General features: G+C 40.7%; 14 protein-coding genes and 1 pseudogene. 12 read left to right on the top strand and 3 right to left on the bottom strand.

Annotated features, from left to right (window positions below; all coding sequences use genetic code 11):
- Positions 1–143 precede the first annotated feature (143 nt).
- From T344_RS0108770 to tyrS, 3 genes and pseudogenes are all read left to right on the top strand, one after another.
- Positions 144–764, top strand: a pseudogene (locus T344_RS0108770) (potassium channel family protein); the annotation flags it as partial.
- Positions 765–818: 54 nt separating this feature from the next.
- Positions 819–1,475 (top strand): NAD-binding protein, encoded by a 657-nt coding sequence (locus T344_RS0108765; RefSeq protein WP_027628390.1) that lies wholly within the window; start codon positions 819–821, stop codon positions 1,473–1,475.
- A gap of 421 nt (positions 1,476–1,896) precedes the next feature.
- Positions 1,897–3,123, top strand: coding sequence for a tyrosine--tRNA ligase (gene tyrS / locus T344_RS0108760; RefSeq protein ID WP_027628389.1), 1,227 nt, complete (start codon positions 1,897–1,899; stop codon positions 3,121–3,123).
- A 118-nt stretch (positions 3,124–3,241) separates the two neighbouring features.
- Here the strand turns inward: tyrS and T344_RS0108755 are convergent, their stop codons facing one another.
- Positions 3,242–4,621 (bottom strand): TrkH family potassium uptake protein, encoded by a 1,380-nt coding sequence (locus T344_RS0108755; protein WP_027628388.1) that lies wholly within the window; start codon positions 4,619–4,621, stop codon positions 3,242–3,244.
- A 330-nt stretch (positions 4,622–4,951) separates the two neighbouring features.
- Here T344_RS0108755 and T344_RS0108750 point away from each other — a divergent pair, with 330 nt between their 5' ends.
- From T344_RS0108750 to T344_RS27880, 3 genes are all read left to right on the top strand, one after another.
- Positions 4,952–5,146: a hypothetical protein gene (locus T344_RS0108750; protein WP_004626934.1), complete on the top strand. Its 195-nt coding sequence runs from the start codon at positions 4,952–4,954 to the stop codon at positions 5,144–5,146.
- Positions 5,147–5,158: 12 nt separating this feature from the next.
- Positions 5,159–5,431, top strand: coding sequence for a spore coat protein (locus T344_RS0108745; RefSeq protein ID WP_004626931.1), 273 nt, complete (start codon positions 5,159–5,161; stop codon positions 5,429–5,431).
- Between the two features lie 378 nt (positions 5,432–5,809).
- The gene (locus T344_RS27880; RefSeq protein WP_051571695.1) at positions 5,810–6,217 is read left to right on the top strand and encodes a hypothetical protein; all 408 of its coding nucleotides are present in this window, start codon (positions 5,810–5,812) and stop codon (positions 6,215–6,217) included.
- Here T344_RS27880 and T344_RS0108730 read toward each other — a convergent pair.
- The gene (locus tag T344_RS0108730) at positions 6,159–6,587 is read right to left on the bottom strand and encodes a response regulator (RefSeq protein ID WP_027628387.1); all 429 of its coding nucleotides are present in this window, start codon (positions 6,585–6,587) and stop codon (positions 6,159–6,161) included. The two genes, T344_RS27880 and T344_RS0108730, sit on opposite strands and share 59 nt — an antisense overlap.
- A gap of 313 nt (positions 6,588–6,900) precedes the next feature.
- On the opposite strand from T344_RS0108730, the gene T344_RS0108725 reads away from it, so the two are divergent.
- The 6 genes from T344_RS0108725 to T344_RS0108700 all read left to right on the top strand — a co-directional run bounded on the left by T344_RS0108725 (position 6,901) and on the right by T344_RS0108700 (position 13,140).
- Complete coding sequence (locus T344_RS0108725) at positions 6,901–7,500, top strand: RNA polymerase sigma factor (RefSeq protein WP_027628386.1); 600 nt, start codon at positions 6,901–6,903, stop codon at positions 7,498–7,500.
- A 20-nt stretch (positions 7,501–7,520) separates the two neighbouring features.
- Entirely contained in the window at positions 7,521–8,777 is a 1,257-nt protein-coding gene (locus T344_RS0108720; RefSeq protein WP_027628385.1) for an anti-sigma factor family protein, read from the top strand.
- Between the two features lie 15 nt (positions 8,778–8,792).
- Entirely contained in the window at positions 8,793–11,486 is a 2,694-nt protein-coding gene (polA, locus tag T344_RS0108715) for a DNA polymerase I (protein WP_027628384.1), read from the top strand.
- Positions 11,473–12,084: a dephospho-CoA kinase gene (coaE, locus tag T344_RS0108710; RefSeq protein WP_027628383.1), complete on the top strand. Its 612-nt coding sequence runs from the start codon at positions 11,473–11,475 to the stop codon at positions 12,082–12,084. The genes polA and coaE overlap by 14 nt, the downstream gene beginning before the upstream one ends.
- Positions 12,085–12,088: 4 nt before the next feature.
- The gene (locus T344_RS0108705) at positions 12,089–12,670 is read left to right on the top strand and encodes a lytic transglycosylase domain-containing protein (RefSeq protein ID WP_004626958.1); all 582 of its coding nucleotides are present in this window, start codon (positions 12,089–12,091) and stop codon (positions 12,668–12,670) included.
- Between the two features lie 113 nt (positions 12,671–12,783).
- Positions 12,784–13,140 (top strand): hypothetical protein, encoded by a 357-nt coding sequence (locus tag T344_RS0108700; protein ID WP_027628382.1) that lies wholly within the window; start codon positions 12,784–12,786, stop codon positions 13,138–13,140.
- A 160-nt stretch (positions 13,141–13,300) separates the two neighbouring features.
- Here the strand turns inward: T344_RS0108700 and aroF are convergent, their stop codons facing one another.
- The gene (aroF, locus tag T344_RS0108695) at positions 13,301–14,314 is read right to left on the bottom strand and encodes a 3-deoxy-7-phosphoheptulonate synthase (RefSeq protein ID WP_027628381.1); all 1,014 of its coding nucleotides are present in this window, start codon (positions 14,312–14,314) and stop codon (positions 13,301–13,303) included.
- Positions 14,315–14,630 lie beyond the last annotated feature (316 nt).

Raw genomic sequence — 14,630 nt, 5'->3', positions numbered from 1 at the left:
TCACTGATAATCCTTGTAATTTAAGGTTTCATGTAATTAATGTTAAAGTGATATAATTAATGGGTATTCTTTACTATGGGGCATTATATATAGCTGGTTGCATATTATAATGCTCATTATTTTTACTCTTTTTCAGGGAGGATTCAATGCAGGTAGTTATTATCGGTTGCGGAAAGGTGGGCGCTAAATTTGCCCAAGCCCTTTCCCAGGAGGGACATGAGATAGTTATAGTCTCCAGCGACAATAAGTCATTTAGAAATCTGGCACCTGACTTTGACGGTGTCACACTGACGGGTGTCCCTATAGACCAGGACGTTTTAAAGAACGCGGGTATTGAGACGGCTGATGCTCTTGTGGCCGTTACTGAGGACGATAATGTAAATATAATGGTTTGTCAGGTTGCCAGGGAGATATTTAAAGTCCCCAAAGTTATCGCAAGGATATATAACCCTGCAAGAGAACATGTATTCCACGAGTTCGGACTTGACACTTTTTGCCCCACTGATATTACAGTAAATGTTATAAGAGCCCTGATCAGCTCTGAGGATGATGTAAGCACGCATACAATCGGGAATACCTCTGTTATTTTCCAGAATAAAAAGGTTGGCGGAGGTTACATCGGCAAAAGGGTTGACCAGGTCAAGCTAAAGGAAGGTATGATTTTTGGAATCATCAGGTCAGGTGACTTTATTTTTGCAAATAGCGTGGGAAGGCTTATAAAAGGCGATATTTTTGTTATCGCGGATACGGCCCATAAGCTATGACTTTAAACCGGCAATAGGGTTGTGTTTAATGATACAACATTCGGAGGTAAATGAATGTATATAGTAATTGCGGGCGGAGGAAAAATAGGGTATTATCTGATTAAAACTCTTCAGCCTTACAAACATAGAATAACTGTTATAGAACCCCAGAGGGAGTTGTGCGAGAAGATAGCAAATCAACTCAATATTTCGGTTGTTAATGGTGATGGAACCAGCATTGAGCATCTGACCGAATCGGAGTTAGGCAAAGCCGATATATTTATAGCTGTTACAGGCAGGGATGAGGAAAACCTTATTGCATGCCAGCTGGCTAAACGGAAATTCGGAGTAAACAGAACAATTGCAAGAGTCAACAACCCGAAAAACATAACCGTATTTGAAAAGCTGGGTGTGGATATTGCAGTTAGCAGCACATCCATAATTGCGGATCTTATAGAACAGGAAGTCGATTATTCGGGTGTCAGAACCTTAATGAAGCTTAAGGGAGGTAAAATAACGCTAAGCGAGCTGGTTATTACTCCTGAGTCCGGGGTTATAAATAAAAAACTGAAGGATTTGAACATTCCGAAGGATTTCATATTGATATCGGTTATCAGGGACGATGCAGTTATAATACCAAACGGAGACACAATGCTGTCTGAAGGCGATTATATCATAGCCGCTTCTTCATATACCGAACAGCAGGAACTGAAGGAATTCTTTTTAGGATAATGTATTGCATTGTTAGATTTTTATATGATAAAATTATGAGGAATAATTATAAAGGCCGGGATTAATTACGGGACCGATGAATTCGTTCCCCAGTAGCCGTCCATACAGGTTCAGAGAGCAGTCTGGCTGGTGGGAAGACTGAGTTGTATGGAATGTGTGAATTACGTATTATGAGCCGCTTTTTGCCGGGATTGCCCGTTACAGCATCAAAGGTGTCTGTAAACCCAGGTGGATTTTATTTCATTACAATCTGCCATTCCGGGTTTTATGGGTGCAAATTAAGGTGGTACCACGAGCTCTTCGTCCTTATACAGGATAAAGAGCTTTTATTATTGTCAGGGAATGGAAAGCTTTATTCAATTACCTGACATCAATATTTTCATACAATTTGGTAAATACTGTTTACAAGGAGAGAAAAACAATGAGTAATGTTTATGATTTATTGCAGGAAAGGGGCTTTATAGCTCAGGTAACCCATGAAGATGAGATTAAGAAACTTTTAAGCGAGAAAAGTGTGACTTTTTATATAGGTTTTGACCCTACCGCAGACAGTCTGCATGTGGGACACTTTCTTCAACTGATGGTAATGGCTCACATGCAGCAGGCAGGACACCGCCCGATTGTGCTTATCGGAGGTGGGACGGCCCTGGTGGGAGACCCCAGCGGTAAAAATGATATGAGAAAAATGATGACCAGGGAAATAGTACAGCATAATGTTGAAAGATTTAAAACGCAGATTTCCAGATTTATAGATTTTTCAAATGACAGGGCAATAATGGTTGACAATGGAGATTGGCTGCTTGGTCTCAATTATGTGGAGTTTTTAAGAGATGTGGGAGTACATTTTTCTGTAAACAGGATGCTGACTGCCGAATGTTTCAAGAGCAGAATGGAAAAGGGGCTGACTTTCCTTGAATTCAACTATATGCTGATGCAGAGCTACGATTTTCTTGTTCTGAATAGAAAATACGACTGTCAGATGGAACTTGGCGGGGACGATCAGTGGTCAAATATTCTTGGAGGTCTGGAGTTGATCAGGAAATCTGATGGAAAGAGCGTTTACGGAATGACCTTTACACTTTTGACCACCAGCGAAGGCAAGAAGATGGGGAAAACGGAAAGCGGCGCGGTATGGCTGGATCCGGAAAAAACCACACCTTATGAATTCTACCAGTACTGGAGAAACATCGATGACAATGATGTGGAAAAATGTCTTGCGCTGCTGACTTTCCTTCCCATGGACGAGGTCAGAAGACTTGGAGCGCTTACAGATGCGGGTATTAACCAGGCGAAAGCCATACTGGCTTATGAAGTAACAAAGATTGTACATGGAGAAGCAGAGGCTCTTAAAGCCAAAGACGCTGCCGAAGCAATATTCGGCGGTAAGGGAAATTCCGAAAATATACCTTTTATTGAGGTAAAAGCCGCCGATCTGGAAGCAGGAATTAAGATAACGGATTTACTGCTGCTGGCCGAACTGACTCCTTCAAAAAGTGAAGCCAGAAGAGCAGTTCAACAGGGCGGAGTTTCACTCAATGATAATAAGATAACAAGCTTTGACTATACAGTGGGGAGCGGTGACCTTGCAGATGGTGAGATCATGCTGCAAAAGGGTAAGAAGAGCTTTGTAAAAATAAAGGTTGTTTAGCAGCCATTAAACAAAATGCACACCATACTCCGAAAACAATCTGAAGTATGGTGTGCATTTTGCTATTTACATAAGGTATAATCGGCAATAATTATTGTGTATCAAATGCTTATAAACACTATCCTACCAGTATTTTAGCTTCCGGATAAACAACGTCGGAGTTTCTTCGTGACGACTTTAAAGTAAGTGCTACTGCAAAGGAAAGGGGACCTACTCTGCCGAGGAACATTGTTAAAATAATCAGCATTTTACTGAAGGAACTCAGTGCCGGAGTGATTCCGAGAGATAAACCCACAGTACCGAAGGCAGAAGTGGTTTCATACAAAACATCCAATACACCGAAATCGGACTGCATAGTTACGATTACAGTCGTTACCAGCATAACAAGTATCCCGCTTAATCCTGCTATTGACATTGCCTTGTTTACTGTATATTGATGAATTCTTCTTTTAAACAGTACAATATCTCCCGAGCCCTTTATTTGTGAAAATACGGCTATTATTAAAACACCCATGGTGGTTACTTTGACTCCGCCGCCGGTAGAACCCGGTGCAGCACCTACAAACATGAGAAACACCGTAAATACTTTTGAGATTTCCTTCATATCAGCCAGATTTATAGAGTTGAAGCCGGCTGTTCTGGCTGATGTGGATTGAAAAAAGGCAGCATTGATTTTTTCAAAGAAATTCATGGGCCCCAGTGTTTTCGGATTATTGAATTCGGTGGCAAAGAGAAATACAGTTCCTGAAATAAGCAGGGCGGCAGTGATGGTAAGTACCAATTTGGTATGAAATATTAGCTGCTTGTTTTTTCTGAATTCCCAGATATCTCTCCAGACCGAGAAACCTAAGCCTCCAAGGATTATAAGTCCTGAAATTGTATAAATGATGATAGGGTCGCTGTTAAATGGGACCATACTGAGGAATTTGCCGTCAACTGCTCCGCTGGTAATATCAAAGCCGGCATTGCAAAAAGCTGATATTGAATGGAAAACTCCCATATAGGCACCAAAGGCTCCGAATTTAGGTACAAAGCTTATGGCAAGCAGCAGGGCTCCTGCCGATTCAACAATCAGTGTGGCGGTAACTATTTTTCTTATAAGGCGCAGCACCTCGGAATAGCTGAAGGAATTTATTGATTCCTGGGCCAGCAGCATCCCCTTAAGGCCTATTTTTTTTCTAAGCAGGATTGAAAAAAATGTTGCAAGGGTTACAATGCCCAGTGCTCCTACCTGAATCAGGCATAATATGATAACCTGTCCTATGGTTGACCAGTATGTGAAAGTATCATAAATAATCAAACCTGTAATACATGAGGCTGAAGTGGCTGTAAAGAGCGCATTTATAAATGGTGTCCACTCTCCTGATTTTGAAGAGAACGGCATGGTAAGGAGCACCGCTCCGGTAAAAATTAATGCGGCAAAGCTTAAGACCAGCAGCTTGGAAGGGGCCATACCGAGCAGGTGATATCCCTTTTTTTTGATTGTGTCCTTATGCATATTTAATCACCCTTTTTCAATGTGAAATAAAGTATTTTTCTGGTAGCCTGTAACATCTAAACTTATATTGTCCGGCGAGTAAAAATTTTTCAGAACAACGCAGTTCTGGGGGAATTTAACCGCAGGCAATGTATGAATTTGGGTGTTAAATACTACTACTAGCTTTAAAGATTATCATAAATAATTTTAGAATTCAAATACGAATTTATCAATTCTACCAATTCTCAAAGCCTTTTAATTTTTAATATTTCAAAAAATTCAAAGGAATATGAAAGTAAAAACTGTGGAAAATAAATATGCTTCAAATTTTTGAAATAGAGGAGGATTTATATGCCACTTACAAGTAAGGAGTTAATGCTGATTCAGGACAATATCAGCATGTGCGAGGACAATATAAAGTACTTGCAGGGCTGTGCACAGCTGGCGCAGGACAGTCAGATAAAAAACCTGTGCAACAAGCTTGCAAGTGATGAAAAGAACAATTTACAATTGCTGATGAAGCATATTGATACGGCTGCCCAGTAAAAGGAGGAAATCATGGCTAATTTAACTGATAAGGAAATCATGGCATCGGTTTTAGGGGAACACAAACTTGCTGCATCCTCATTGACAAATTTGATATTGGAGAGCGTATGTCCCATGTTGAGAAATGATGCCGAGAGTATTCTGACAAAAACATTTGACGCACAAAAACAGGTCTTCGACATTATGTCTCAAAAGGGCTGGTATTCGGTTCAAAGCGCCAGCCAGCAGGAAATATCCTCAGCGCAGCAGAAAATTAAGGGCATCCAGTCTCAAATGTCTCAATAACCGGCATTGGAAGGGCAGTTACTTTTAAGTAGCTGCCTATTTTATTATTATGGGTTTAACCGGCTTTTCGGTCTCATTACCGGCTGATTTTAAACCATATTCAATGTTAGTAACAATTTGGTATAAAAAGCATAAAATAATATTGCAGGGGCATAGGAAACATATATCTGCATTTGTATAAAGATGCAACATAAGTGGCTTTTGCCGCCTTTGTTATTTGTTAAGATTTTTATTATAAAGGGCTGAATTTCAGTAGACCCAAAATACCAAATAATTTCTTAATATAATTTTTACTTCAGTGTTTTTATTTTTAAGGAGGGAAAGTCGTGCAGTTAAATTCATCAATAATGTCCCAGCGTAACGGAGGTGTGTTTTATTATGAACAAACTAATAATAAAAGGAGGTAAAAAGCTTAAAGGTGAGATAGGTATCGAAGGTGCAAAAAATTCAGTGCTGCCAATACTGGCTGCGACAATTCTTAATTCGGGAGAGAATATTATTAAAAATTGTCCCATGTTCAGCGATGTGGAAGTTATCCTGGATATACTCAAGACTATCGGATGTAAAGTAAAAGTAGAAGATAATGTCGCTATAATTGATTCTTCAACAATATCTTCTACAATTGTACCCGAAAGTCTCGCCTCGGAAATGCGGTCGTCAATAATACTAATGGGGCCTCTTCTGGCCAGAGAGGGTAAAGTTACTATAAGCTATCCGGGTGGTTGTGTTACTTTATACTATCTAAAGCGATATCCTGCTTTTTTAATTCCAGAAGCATTTTTCTAAACTGCAGCGCCTTCCGTATCTTATTTATCAGAACAAATTTATTTGTATGATTCAAAGGTTTTAATATGAAGTCATAGATATCATAATGAAAGATTTTCTCCAGTTCATCATTCTCTACTCCGGAGGCAACAATTATTGGGATCTCCTTGTAATATGTTGTTTTGGAAAATTCCTCAAGAAAACCCTGACCGTCTAAAACAGGCATCACCATATCAAGTATGATTATATCCACATTACGGCTTTCCACCATGTCAAGAGCTTCCCTGCCGTTTAATGCCGAGACAATATTTACACGTTCCTTGTAAAGATAATTTCTTAGAATTGCATTGTCCAGCACATTGTCATCGGTCACAAGAATAGTACTAATCATAAAAACTCCTTTTAAATAAGTTATGGTTATGTAAATTCTACAATATTATGTTTAATATTTAATTCTATAAGAAAGATAAAATACCTTTCAATAAATAATTAAAAAAATCGCAAATTTTGTTGAAAAAAATGTTAATAGTTCACAAATATAATGCCCAAAATTAACCTTATTGGTTTGCGGCTTAACATAGGGCTATGATATAATGACTTTTGTAACAAAAGCAAAAAAATTTAACGCAGCATGGCGCAAAATCCGCCAAAATGGCGAGTGCAATGAGATCTTAAGCAGGTTCTAAGAGGAAAGTAGGATCAAAATGGGATTTGATGTGGAAAATAGATTGCTGACCAAAGCGCGGCAAGGCAATGTACAGGCATTTGAGGAACTTTCCGGCAGCTATTATACCAAAGTATATAATATATGCTACAGAATGCTGAACAATCCTGATGATGCATTGGAGCAGGCACAGGAGACATTTATCAAGGCATTCAGATACATAAAGGATTTTAAGGGTAATTCCTCCTTTTCAACGTGGATTTATCGTATTGCTACAAATACATGCCTTGATTTTATCAGAAAAAATAATAAGAATAAAAATATCGTATCAATGGAACAGGCCACCTTTGAAGATATAACTGTGAAGGACAGGTTGGTTTCAAGTATGCCGGGGCCTGAAAAAATTGCCGAAACCAATGCGCAAAAGGCAGCAATAAAAGAAGCTTTGGAGAAAATGAATGAAAAAAACAGAATGATAATTGTACTCCGGGATTTTATGGGGCTTAGCTATGAACAAATTTCTGAAACACTGGAGACTCCCGTGGGAACGGTTAAATCGCGTATAAGCAGGGCAAGGTCTGAATTGCGGGAATTATTGTGCAAGGATAAGGAACATTTATTTACCGACTACGTCAAATAGTTAATGGAAGGAGGGATAACATGATTTTCTGTGATAACAGCGATTTATATATTTCACTGTATATTGACGATCAATTGGAACAAAATGATAAAGAAGAATTCTTAAAACATATTGAAGAATGCCCGCAATGCGCTCAGAAACTCAAGGAAGAGTCATATTTTACTCAGCTTGTTAATGACGAAGAAACCGTTGAATTGCCTGATGACTTTTCTTCATCTCTCCATTCGAAACTTATAGAAGTCAGCAAAAAAGAGTACAATAATAAAAGTAAACTTCTGTTTTTCAATAAAAAGCTTATGGCCGTTCTTTCAACGGCTGCCGTGGTGGTTATCTCACTTTTGGCTTTTAAACTGCTGCCCGATATGCTGCCGGGAATGGACAAAACCGGTTACAGTGAAAGCGCGGCGCCTCAGGCCACAGCCGGTACGGCAGATATACAGCAGCAATCGGGTTCCGATACTGACGGAAATGTCCATAACGAGGAGGCAACCGGTTCAGGTGCTGCAGATGACAAAGCTGTGCCAAAACCCAAAGTTGCGGCAGCAGACAGTGCTCAGGCTCAGGAGACCGCACAGGACGAGTCTGCACAGAAGGAGGCTGCTGCCCGAAGCGGTGCCAGCAACAGCAATTTAAAAGGTGTGGTCGAATCCGAAAGCATGAGGGATTTTAAAGTAAAAGCATCTGTCAAGACTGATTCCCGGGAAGAATCTGAAAACTCAAGTGTGGCAGGAAGCACCGGCAATACCGCAGCAGACGGTGACAAAAACCAGTCGGAAAAAATAATTGCTTTTACCCTGGCCGAGCCGGCAGATGACCAAAAAACGTTTTATTATAAAAACTACGTTGAGTTGAATTTAACTGTTTCACCTGACGAAACAGAAGTGGAAAAGCTGAAAAAGCTCATGGGGGAGCAGGAGGCGGTTGAGCAGGCCTCAGGCCTCATGGAGGGTTTTGCCGCAAACTATAAGGACATTGTAGCCTATACCGACTACATTATTCCCTTAAGTGAGTATGGTTCCTTAAAGAGTGAAGCATTATTGAAATATAAGCTGGAATTACAAGCAAAAACTGATATAATAAAAACTGACGTTACTGAAGAGTACAATAACCTGGAAATTCAGAAAAACGATATTGAAAATAAAATAAGTGAAGCCTTAAATAAAGGGCAGGATACAACTGCTCTTGAAGCGGAAAAGTCAACCCTGGTTGAACAGACGGATAAAATTATTGCCCAAAGCGGTAAGATAACGGTCAGGATTTTTTTCGTGAAAAAGTAAGGCCGGAGGACATTGATGAACTCGGAAAAAATAATGATCGTTGACGGTAACAGCATTTTGAACAGGGCCTTTTACGGTTTGAGCAGAAATACAATGCTGTCTACCTCCGAAGGTATTCAAACAAACGCGGTATTTGGTTTTATAAATATACTCACAAAATTTCTTTCTGAAGAAAATCCAAAATATCTATGTGTGGCATTTGATATGAAGGAACCAACCTTCAGACATCTGGAATACGACAAGTACAAGGCACAGCGGAAGGGAATGCCCGATGAACTGGCAGTGCAGGTCCCCATTATCAAACAGGTGCTGGATGCCATGAATATAAAGAGAATTGAGACTCCGGGCTTTGAGGCTGATGACATACTGGGGTCTATTTCCCTGTGTGCCGAAGAGAACGGTATGGAAGCAATTCTCCTGACAGGTGACAGGGATTCCTTGCAGCTTGCTTCCCAGTCCACAAGGATAAAACTTCCTGTTACAAGAGGAAACAAAACGGAGACTGATGAGTACGATTATCAGAAGGTGGTAGAAAAATATGGTGTTACCCCTAAAATGCTTATTGATGTTAAGGGTTTGATGGGAGACACTTCGGATAATATACCCGGTGTACCCGGCATTGGTGAGAAGACGGCTCTGGATCTTATTCAAAAGTTTCACAGTATTGAAGAATTATATGAAAATATAGACAGGGTCGAGAAAAAAGGTGTGAGGGAAAAGCTTGAGGCAAACAAAGAACTGGCTTTTCTAAGCAAAAGGCTGGCCACAATTGAAAGAAAAATGCCCTGTATAACAACCGACATTCAGCAATATATAAGGACGGATTTTGACAGGGAGAGACTTTACAGCATTTTCAAAAAGCTGGAGTTCAAAACTTTTATTGAAAGATTCGGCTTAAGTGACACTCCCATGGTGGAGGTAACAGAGTCGTTAAATATGGAACATGTAGATGCAGACACCGTTGGTGAACTGGAATCCTGCATCGAGGCAATCAGGCTCAGCAAAAAAATGGCGGTATACTATCATACCGATCCTTCGGATAACAGGCTTGATGATTTGTGTATTTATGCCTGCAAGGAGGAATATGCCCCGGCTGTAATGGTTTTCAACAATGAGTTCACGGGAGACACGGCCATAGACGTTCTGCGCGAGGTGCTTGAATCGGCAGAAATAAAAAAATACGGCCACGATCTGAAAAAATTAATAAAATTCTGCAAGACAAAAAGTATTGATATAAAGGGCATAGCATTTGATACCATGATAGGTGCGTATATCCTTGAGCCAACCAGAAACAGCTATACTATTTCCGAGCTTGCAGAGGAAAATCTTAAAAAGAGCATACTGCCTGCAGAAATTTTGTACGACAAGCATGGAAAAAAGCTGCAGCAGGGACTGGATGTCAATCCTTCGACGGTTTGTGCAGCCTGTGTTACCGCAATCTATGAACTGGCTGAAAAATATGCCCCCATTATAGAAGGCAACGGACAGCACGAGCTGTATTACAATATTGAGCTGCCTTTGGTGGAAGTACTGGCAGACATGGAACTGTGGGGCTTTAAAGTGGATATTGAAGGCCTGAAGGCATATTCAAAAGAAATGGATTCAAGACTTGTCATACTTGAAAACGAAATATATATGCTGGCAGGCGAAAACTTCAATATAAATTCTCCCAAGCAGCTGGGAAGCATTTTGTTTGAGAAGCTTAACCTGCCTGTAGTTAAAAAGACCAAGACCGGCTATTCCACAGATGCCGAAGTATTGGAACAGCTGTCCCAGAAACACGAAATAGTCGAAAGGATACTGGAATACAGGTCGCTGATGAAGCTGAAATCCACCTACGCCGACGGTTTGCTGGCAATACTTGACCCAAATACCTGCAAGATACACTCCAGCTTTAATCAGACTGTCACGGCTACAGGAAGAATAAGCAGTACCGAACCGAATTTGCAGAATATACCCATAAAACTGGAAATGGGAAGAAAGATAAGGAAAGTATTCATACCATCGGATGAAAATTATGTACTGCTGGATGCCGACTATTCCCAGATTGAGCTGAGGGTTCTGGCACACATAACAGGCGATGAAAATATGATTTCAGCATTTAGCAACAATGAGGATATTCATACTACCACAGCTTCCAAGGTATTTGGTATTCCTGCGGGAGAAGTTACATCACTCATGAGATCGCGGGCAAAGGCCGTTAATTTCGGAATTGTTTATGGCATCGGTGATTTCAGCCTTTCAAAGGATATCGGGGTTACCAGGAAGGAAGCAAAAAAATACATTGACGACTATCTTGCCAAGTATTCCAAGGTTAAGGAATATATGGGCGATACCGTGGCAAAGGGTAAGGAACTGGGGTTTGTAACAACACTTTTTAACAGAAGAAGATATCTGCCGGAATTGAAATCGAGTAATTTCAATATGAGATCCTTTGGTGAAAGAGTTGCTATGAACACTCCTATTCAGGGAAGTGCGGCAGATATAATCAAAATATCCATGGTAAAGGTGTACAGTGAACTGAAGAAAAGAAAGCTTAAATCAAGGCTGATCCTTCAGGTACACGATGAACTTATAGTAGAAGCTGAGAAGTCCGAGCTCCAGGAGGTATCGGTCCTGCTCAAGCAGTGTATGGAGAATGCTGTGGAGCTGAAAGTACCAATGACTGTTGACGTAAAGAGTGGTGAGAGCTGGTATGAAACAAAATAGCGGCTCGGTAGTACTGGGTGTGACCGGAGGAATAGGCAGCGGGAAAAGCACCGTCAGCCGTATTCTGGAGGAATTTGGGGCAGTGGTCATTGATGCGGATAAAATCAGCAGGGATGTGGTAATGCCAGGTGAAAAGGCTCTGGAGGAGTTGTCGGAGGTATTTGGCAGGGATATACTTGATGCCCAAGGACAGCTTGAGCGCAAAAAACTGGCCCATATTGTTTTTAACGATAATGAAAAGCTGCAGAAATTAAACGGCATTTTGCATAAATATGTTGCAGAAAGAATAAATGATAATGTGAAAGAACAGCAGATAAAAAGGACAAAAATCATTGTTATTGATGCTCCAATACCTATAAAAAATGGTTTTCTGGATTTGTGCCACAGGGTTTGGACAATCACGGCAAACAGGGAGTTGCGTATCAGGCGTATCATGGAAAGAAGCGGCATGTCCCGCGACGAAGCCGTCTCGAGAATAAATTCCCAGCTTGACGAGCAGGAATATATAAAAATTGCCGATACTGTAATATATAATAACTATGATTATTCTCATTTGAAAGAGGACGTAAAAAGTCAATTGACCGGGCTGTTAGGGTGATTTTTTGAAAAGAAGGAAGACTTCAGGAAAATTTAAAACATTTATTATATTTTTGATTCTTGTGTTACTGGTTGTATTTTCAATCAGCGCTGTCAAGTATGCGCTGTATTATATGTATCCTACCGATTATTCCGAATATGTTGAAAAATATTCCGATGAGTATGATCTGGATAAGCATCTTGTTTACTCCATGATCAAAGCAGAGAGCGGCTTTGATCCTAATGCTGTTTCTCCGAGGGATGCAAAAGGTCTTATGCAGATCATGGACTCTACGGGAGAGTGGGCAGCTGAAAAAATCGGGCTTGAGGATTTTGCAGCAGAACAGCTGCTGGAACCTGAAACAAATATAAATATCGGCTGCTGGTATATTGCCAGGCTGCTGAAACAATACAATCAGAATACCGAACTTGCATTGGTAGCCTATAATGCAGGCAGTGGAAATGTTTCCAAGTGGCTGAAGGATGAAAATGTAAGTAAAAACGGTAAGACACTTGACCGGATTCCCTTTGAGGAAACAAGAAATTATGTAGAAAAAATCAGCAAATATTTCAGCATGTATAAAAAGCTTTACGACAATAATAAATAGTGGTATTTTTATATATAATACTATAAAAATTTGAGTGTAAAATATATCGGGTAAGGGGCCTTGAACGACAGGCCCCTTACCGGTATCCAATTACGCCGGCATGGAGGTTAAAAATGAGCTCGTTCCTTTTTGAAAGAGACCTTTTATACCCTACGGACAATATTCTTGATCCCGGTATATTGCATGTTAAACTCCTAAATCCCAACAATACAAAAATACCGGTTGTACTCGAACCTAAATCCAATCATTCGGTTGTCAAAAATATGGATTCTGTTCTGGACCTTTTGCAGAAGGACATCTTTGACAGAATAAACATCAGGGTCAATGATAATACCCAGGTGTATGTATTGCTCGACGGCCCGGACAGAGAAGCCTGCGGCGATACCCAATGTCTGAAGGTCGTGTTTATGGGGATACATGAATTTACGCTGGAACCGGTTACCGGGGAAGAGTATTCAAGTATCCTATGAATGACCATGCTTTAAAAGCCATACTTATTACAATTCTAACAAATCAGTCAAACTGAAAGGTAAAGAGTAAAGCCCCATTGCCCGTTAAAAGTACGCCTGAAATTGCAGCCGGAACACTTGCACGAGCTGTACAAATTTCAGGCATGTACTTTGTGAGCATTTATATCGTTCTTTGTACAGATTGTGCCACAAGTCTCAATTCCTGCATCAGGGTTTCAAATTTCTCAGGCCTTAATGACTGCGGCCCGTCACAAAGAGCACAGGGCGGGTTGGGATGCACTTCGATGATCAAGCCGTCAGCCCCAGTGGCAACAGCTCCCTTGGCAAGTGCCGGCACGAATTTCCAGTTGCCGGTGGCATGGCTGGGATCAACTACTATGGGAAGGTGTGAGACTTCCTTGATTGCAGGGATGGCACTCAGATCAAGAGTGTTTCTGGTCATGGTTTCAAAGGTGCGGATTCCGCGTTCGCATAAAATAACATTGTGGTTTCCTTCGGCAATGATATACTCGGCCGCCATAAGCCATTCCTCTATTGTAGCCGACAGACCTCTCTTTAAAAGTACAGGTTTGCTGGTCATGCCAACCTCGCTTAACAATCTGAAATTCTGCATGTTTCTGGCGCCGATCTGGAATATGTCAGTGTATTTGTTGACCAGTTCCACATCTCTTGTGTCAACCACTTCGGTAACCAGCTTCAAGCCGGTGGCTTCACGGCCGGCAACCATTATTTTCAGGCCGTCTTCCTCAAGTCCCTGGAAGGCATAGGGGGAGCTTCTAGGTTTAAAAGCACCGCCTCTCAATATTTTGGCACCGGCATTCCTGACTTTTTTTGCAGTTTCTACAAAATCATTTTCATTTTCTATTGCACATGGACCTGCCATAACTACAATTTCATTTCCACCGATCCTGACATCGCCTACTTCGATGACTGTGGGAGACTGCTGCAGCTCATTACTGGCCAGTTTGTAAGGCTTCATAATGGGCACAAGGGTTTCCACCCCGGGCATTTGTGAGACTGCGTGTATATTCAGCAATCTCTTGTCGCCGATTGCACCGATTACTGTCTTGATGTCACCATATATGGGATGTGTTTTGAAGCCCAGCTCGGTAAGTTTGTTTTCTACGTTTGCAATGTCCTGTTTGGTTGCACTCTGACTCATTACGATAATCATAAAAAACCTCCTTGAAGTCATAATAATACTCTCGAAAACTCCAATAGCTTTCGAGCTCTATGTTTTAAGATGCAATTTTCTTCTCGCACCTCTAACATTCTCCAGTTTTTTACTTTAAATTTTCCAACAACATTTACCAGTAGTAACCATATATGGTTACTGTACACCTTGACATTAGCTTCCAAAAATTTGAAAACCACAGCGTATGGTATTAATTGCCATAACACTGGTTTTGGAGGCTATATTAATGTTGTGTAATTGGAACTCTCATGTAGACTATCAAAAGAAACTTCTGCTGGATTTGATTCTGTTTTCT

This window comes from Ruminiclostridium cellobioparum DSM 1351 = ATCC 15832 (assembly GCF_000621505.1).
Classification (GTDB): Bacteria; Bacillota; Clostridia; order Acetivibrionales; family DSM-1351; genus Ruminiclostridium; species Ruminiclostridium cellobioparum.
The sequence above is the reverse complement of the archived record's forward strand: the minus strand, read 5'-3'. Positions and strand labels throughout refer to the sequence as shown.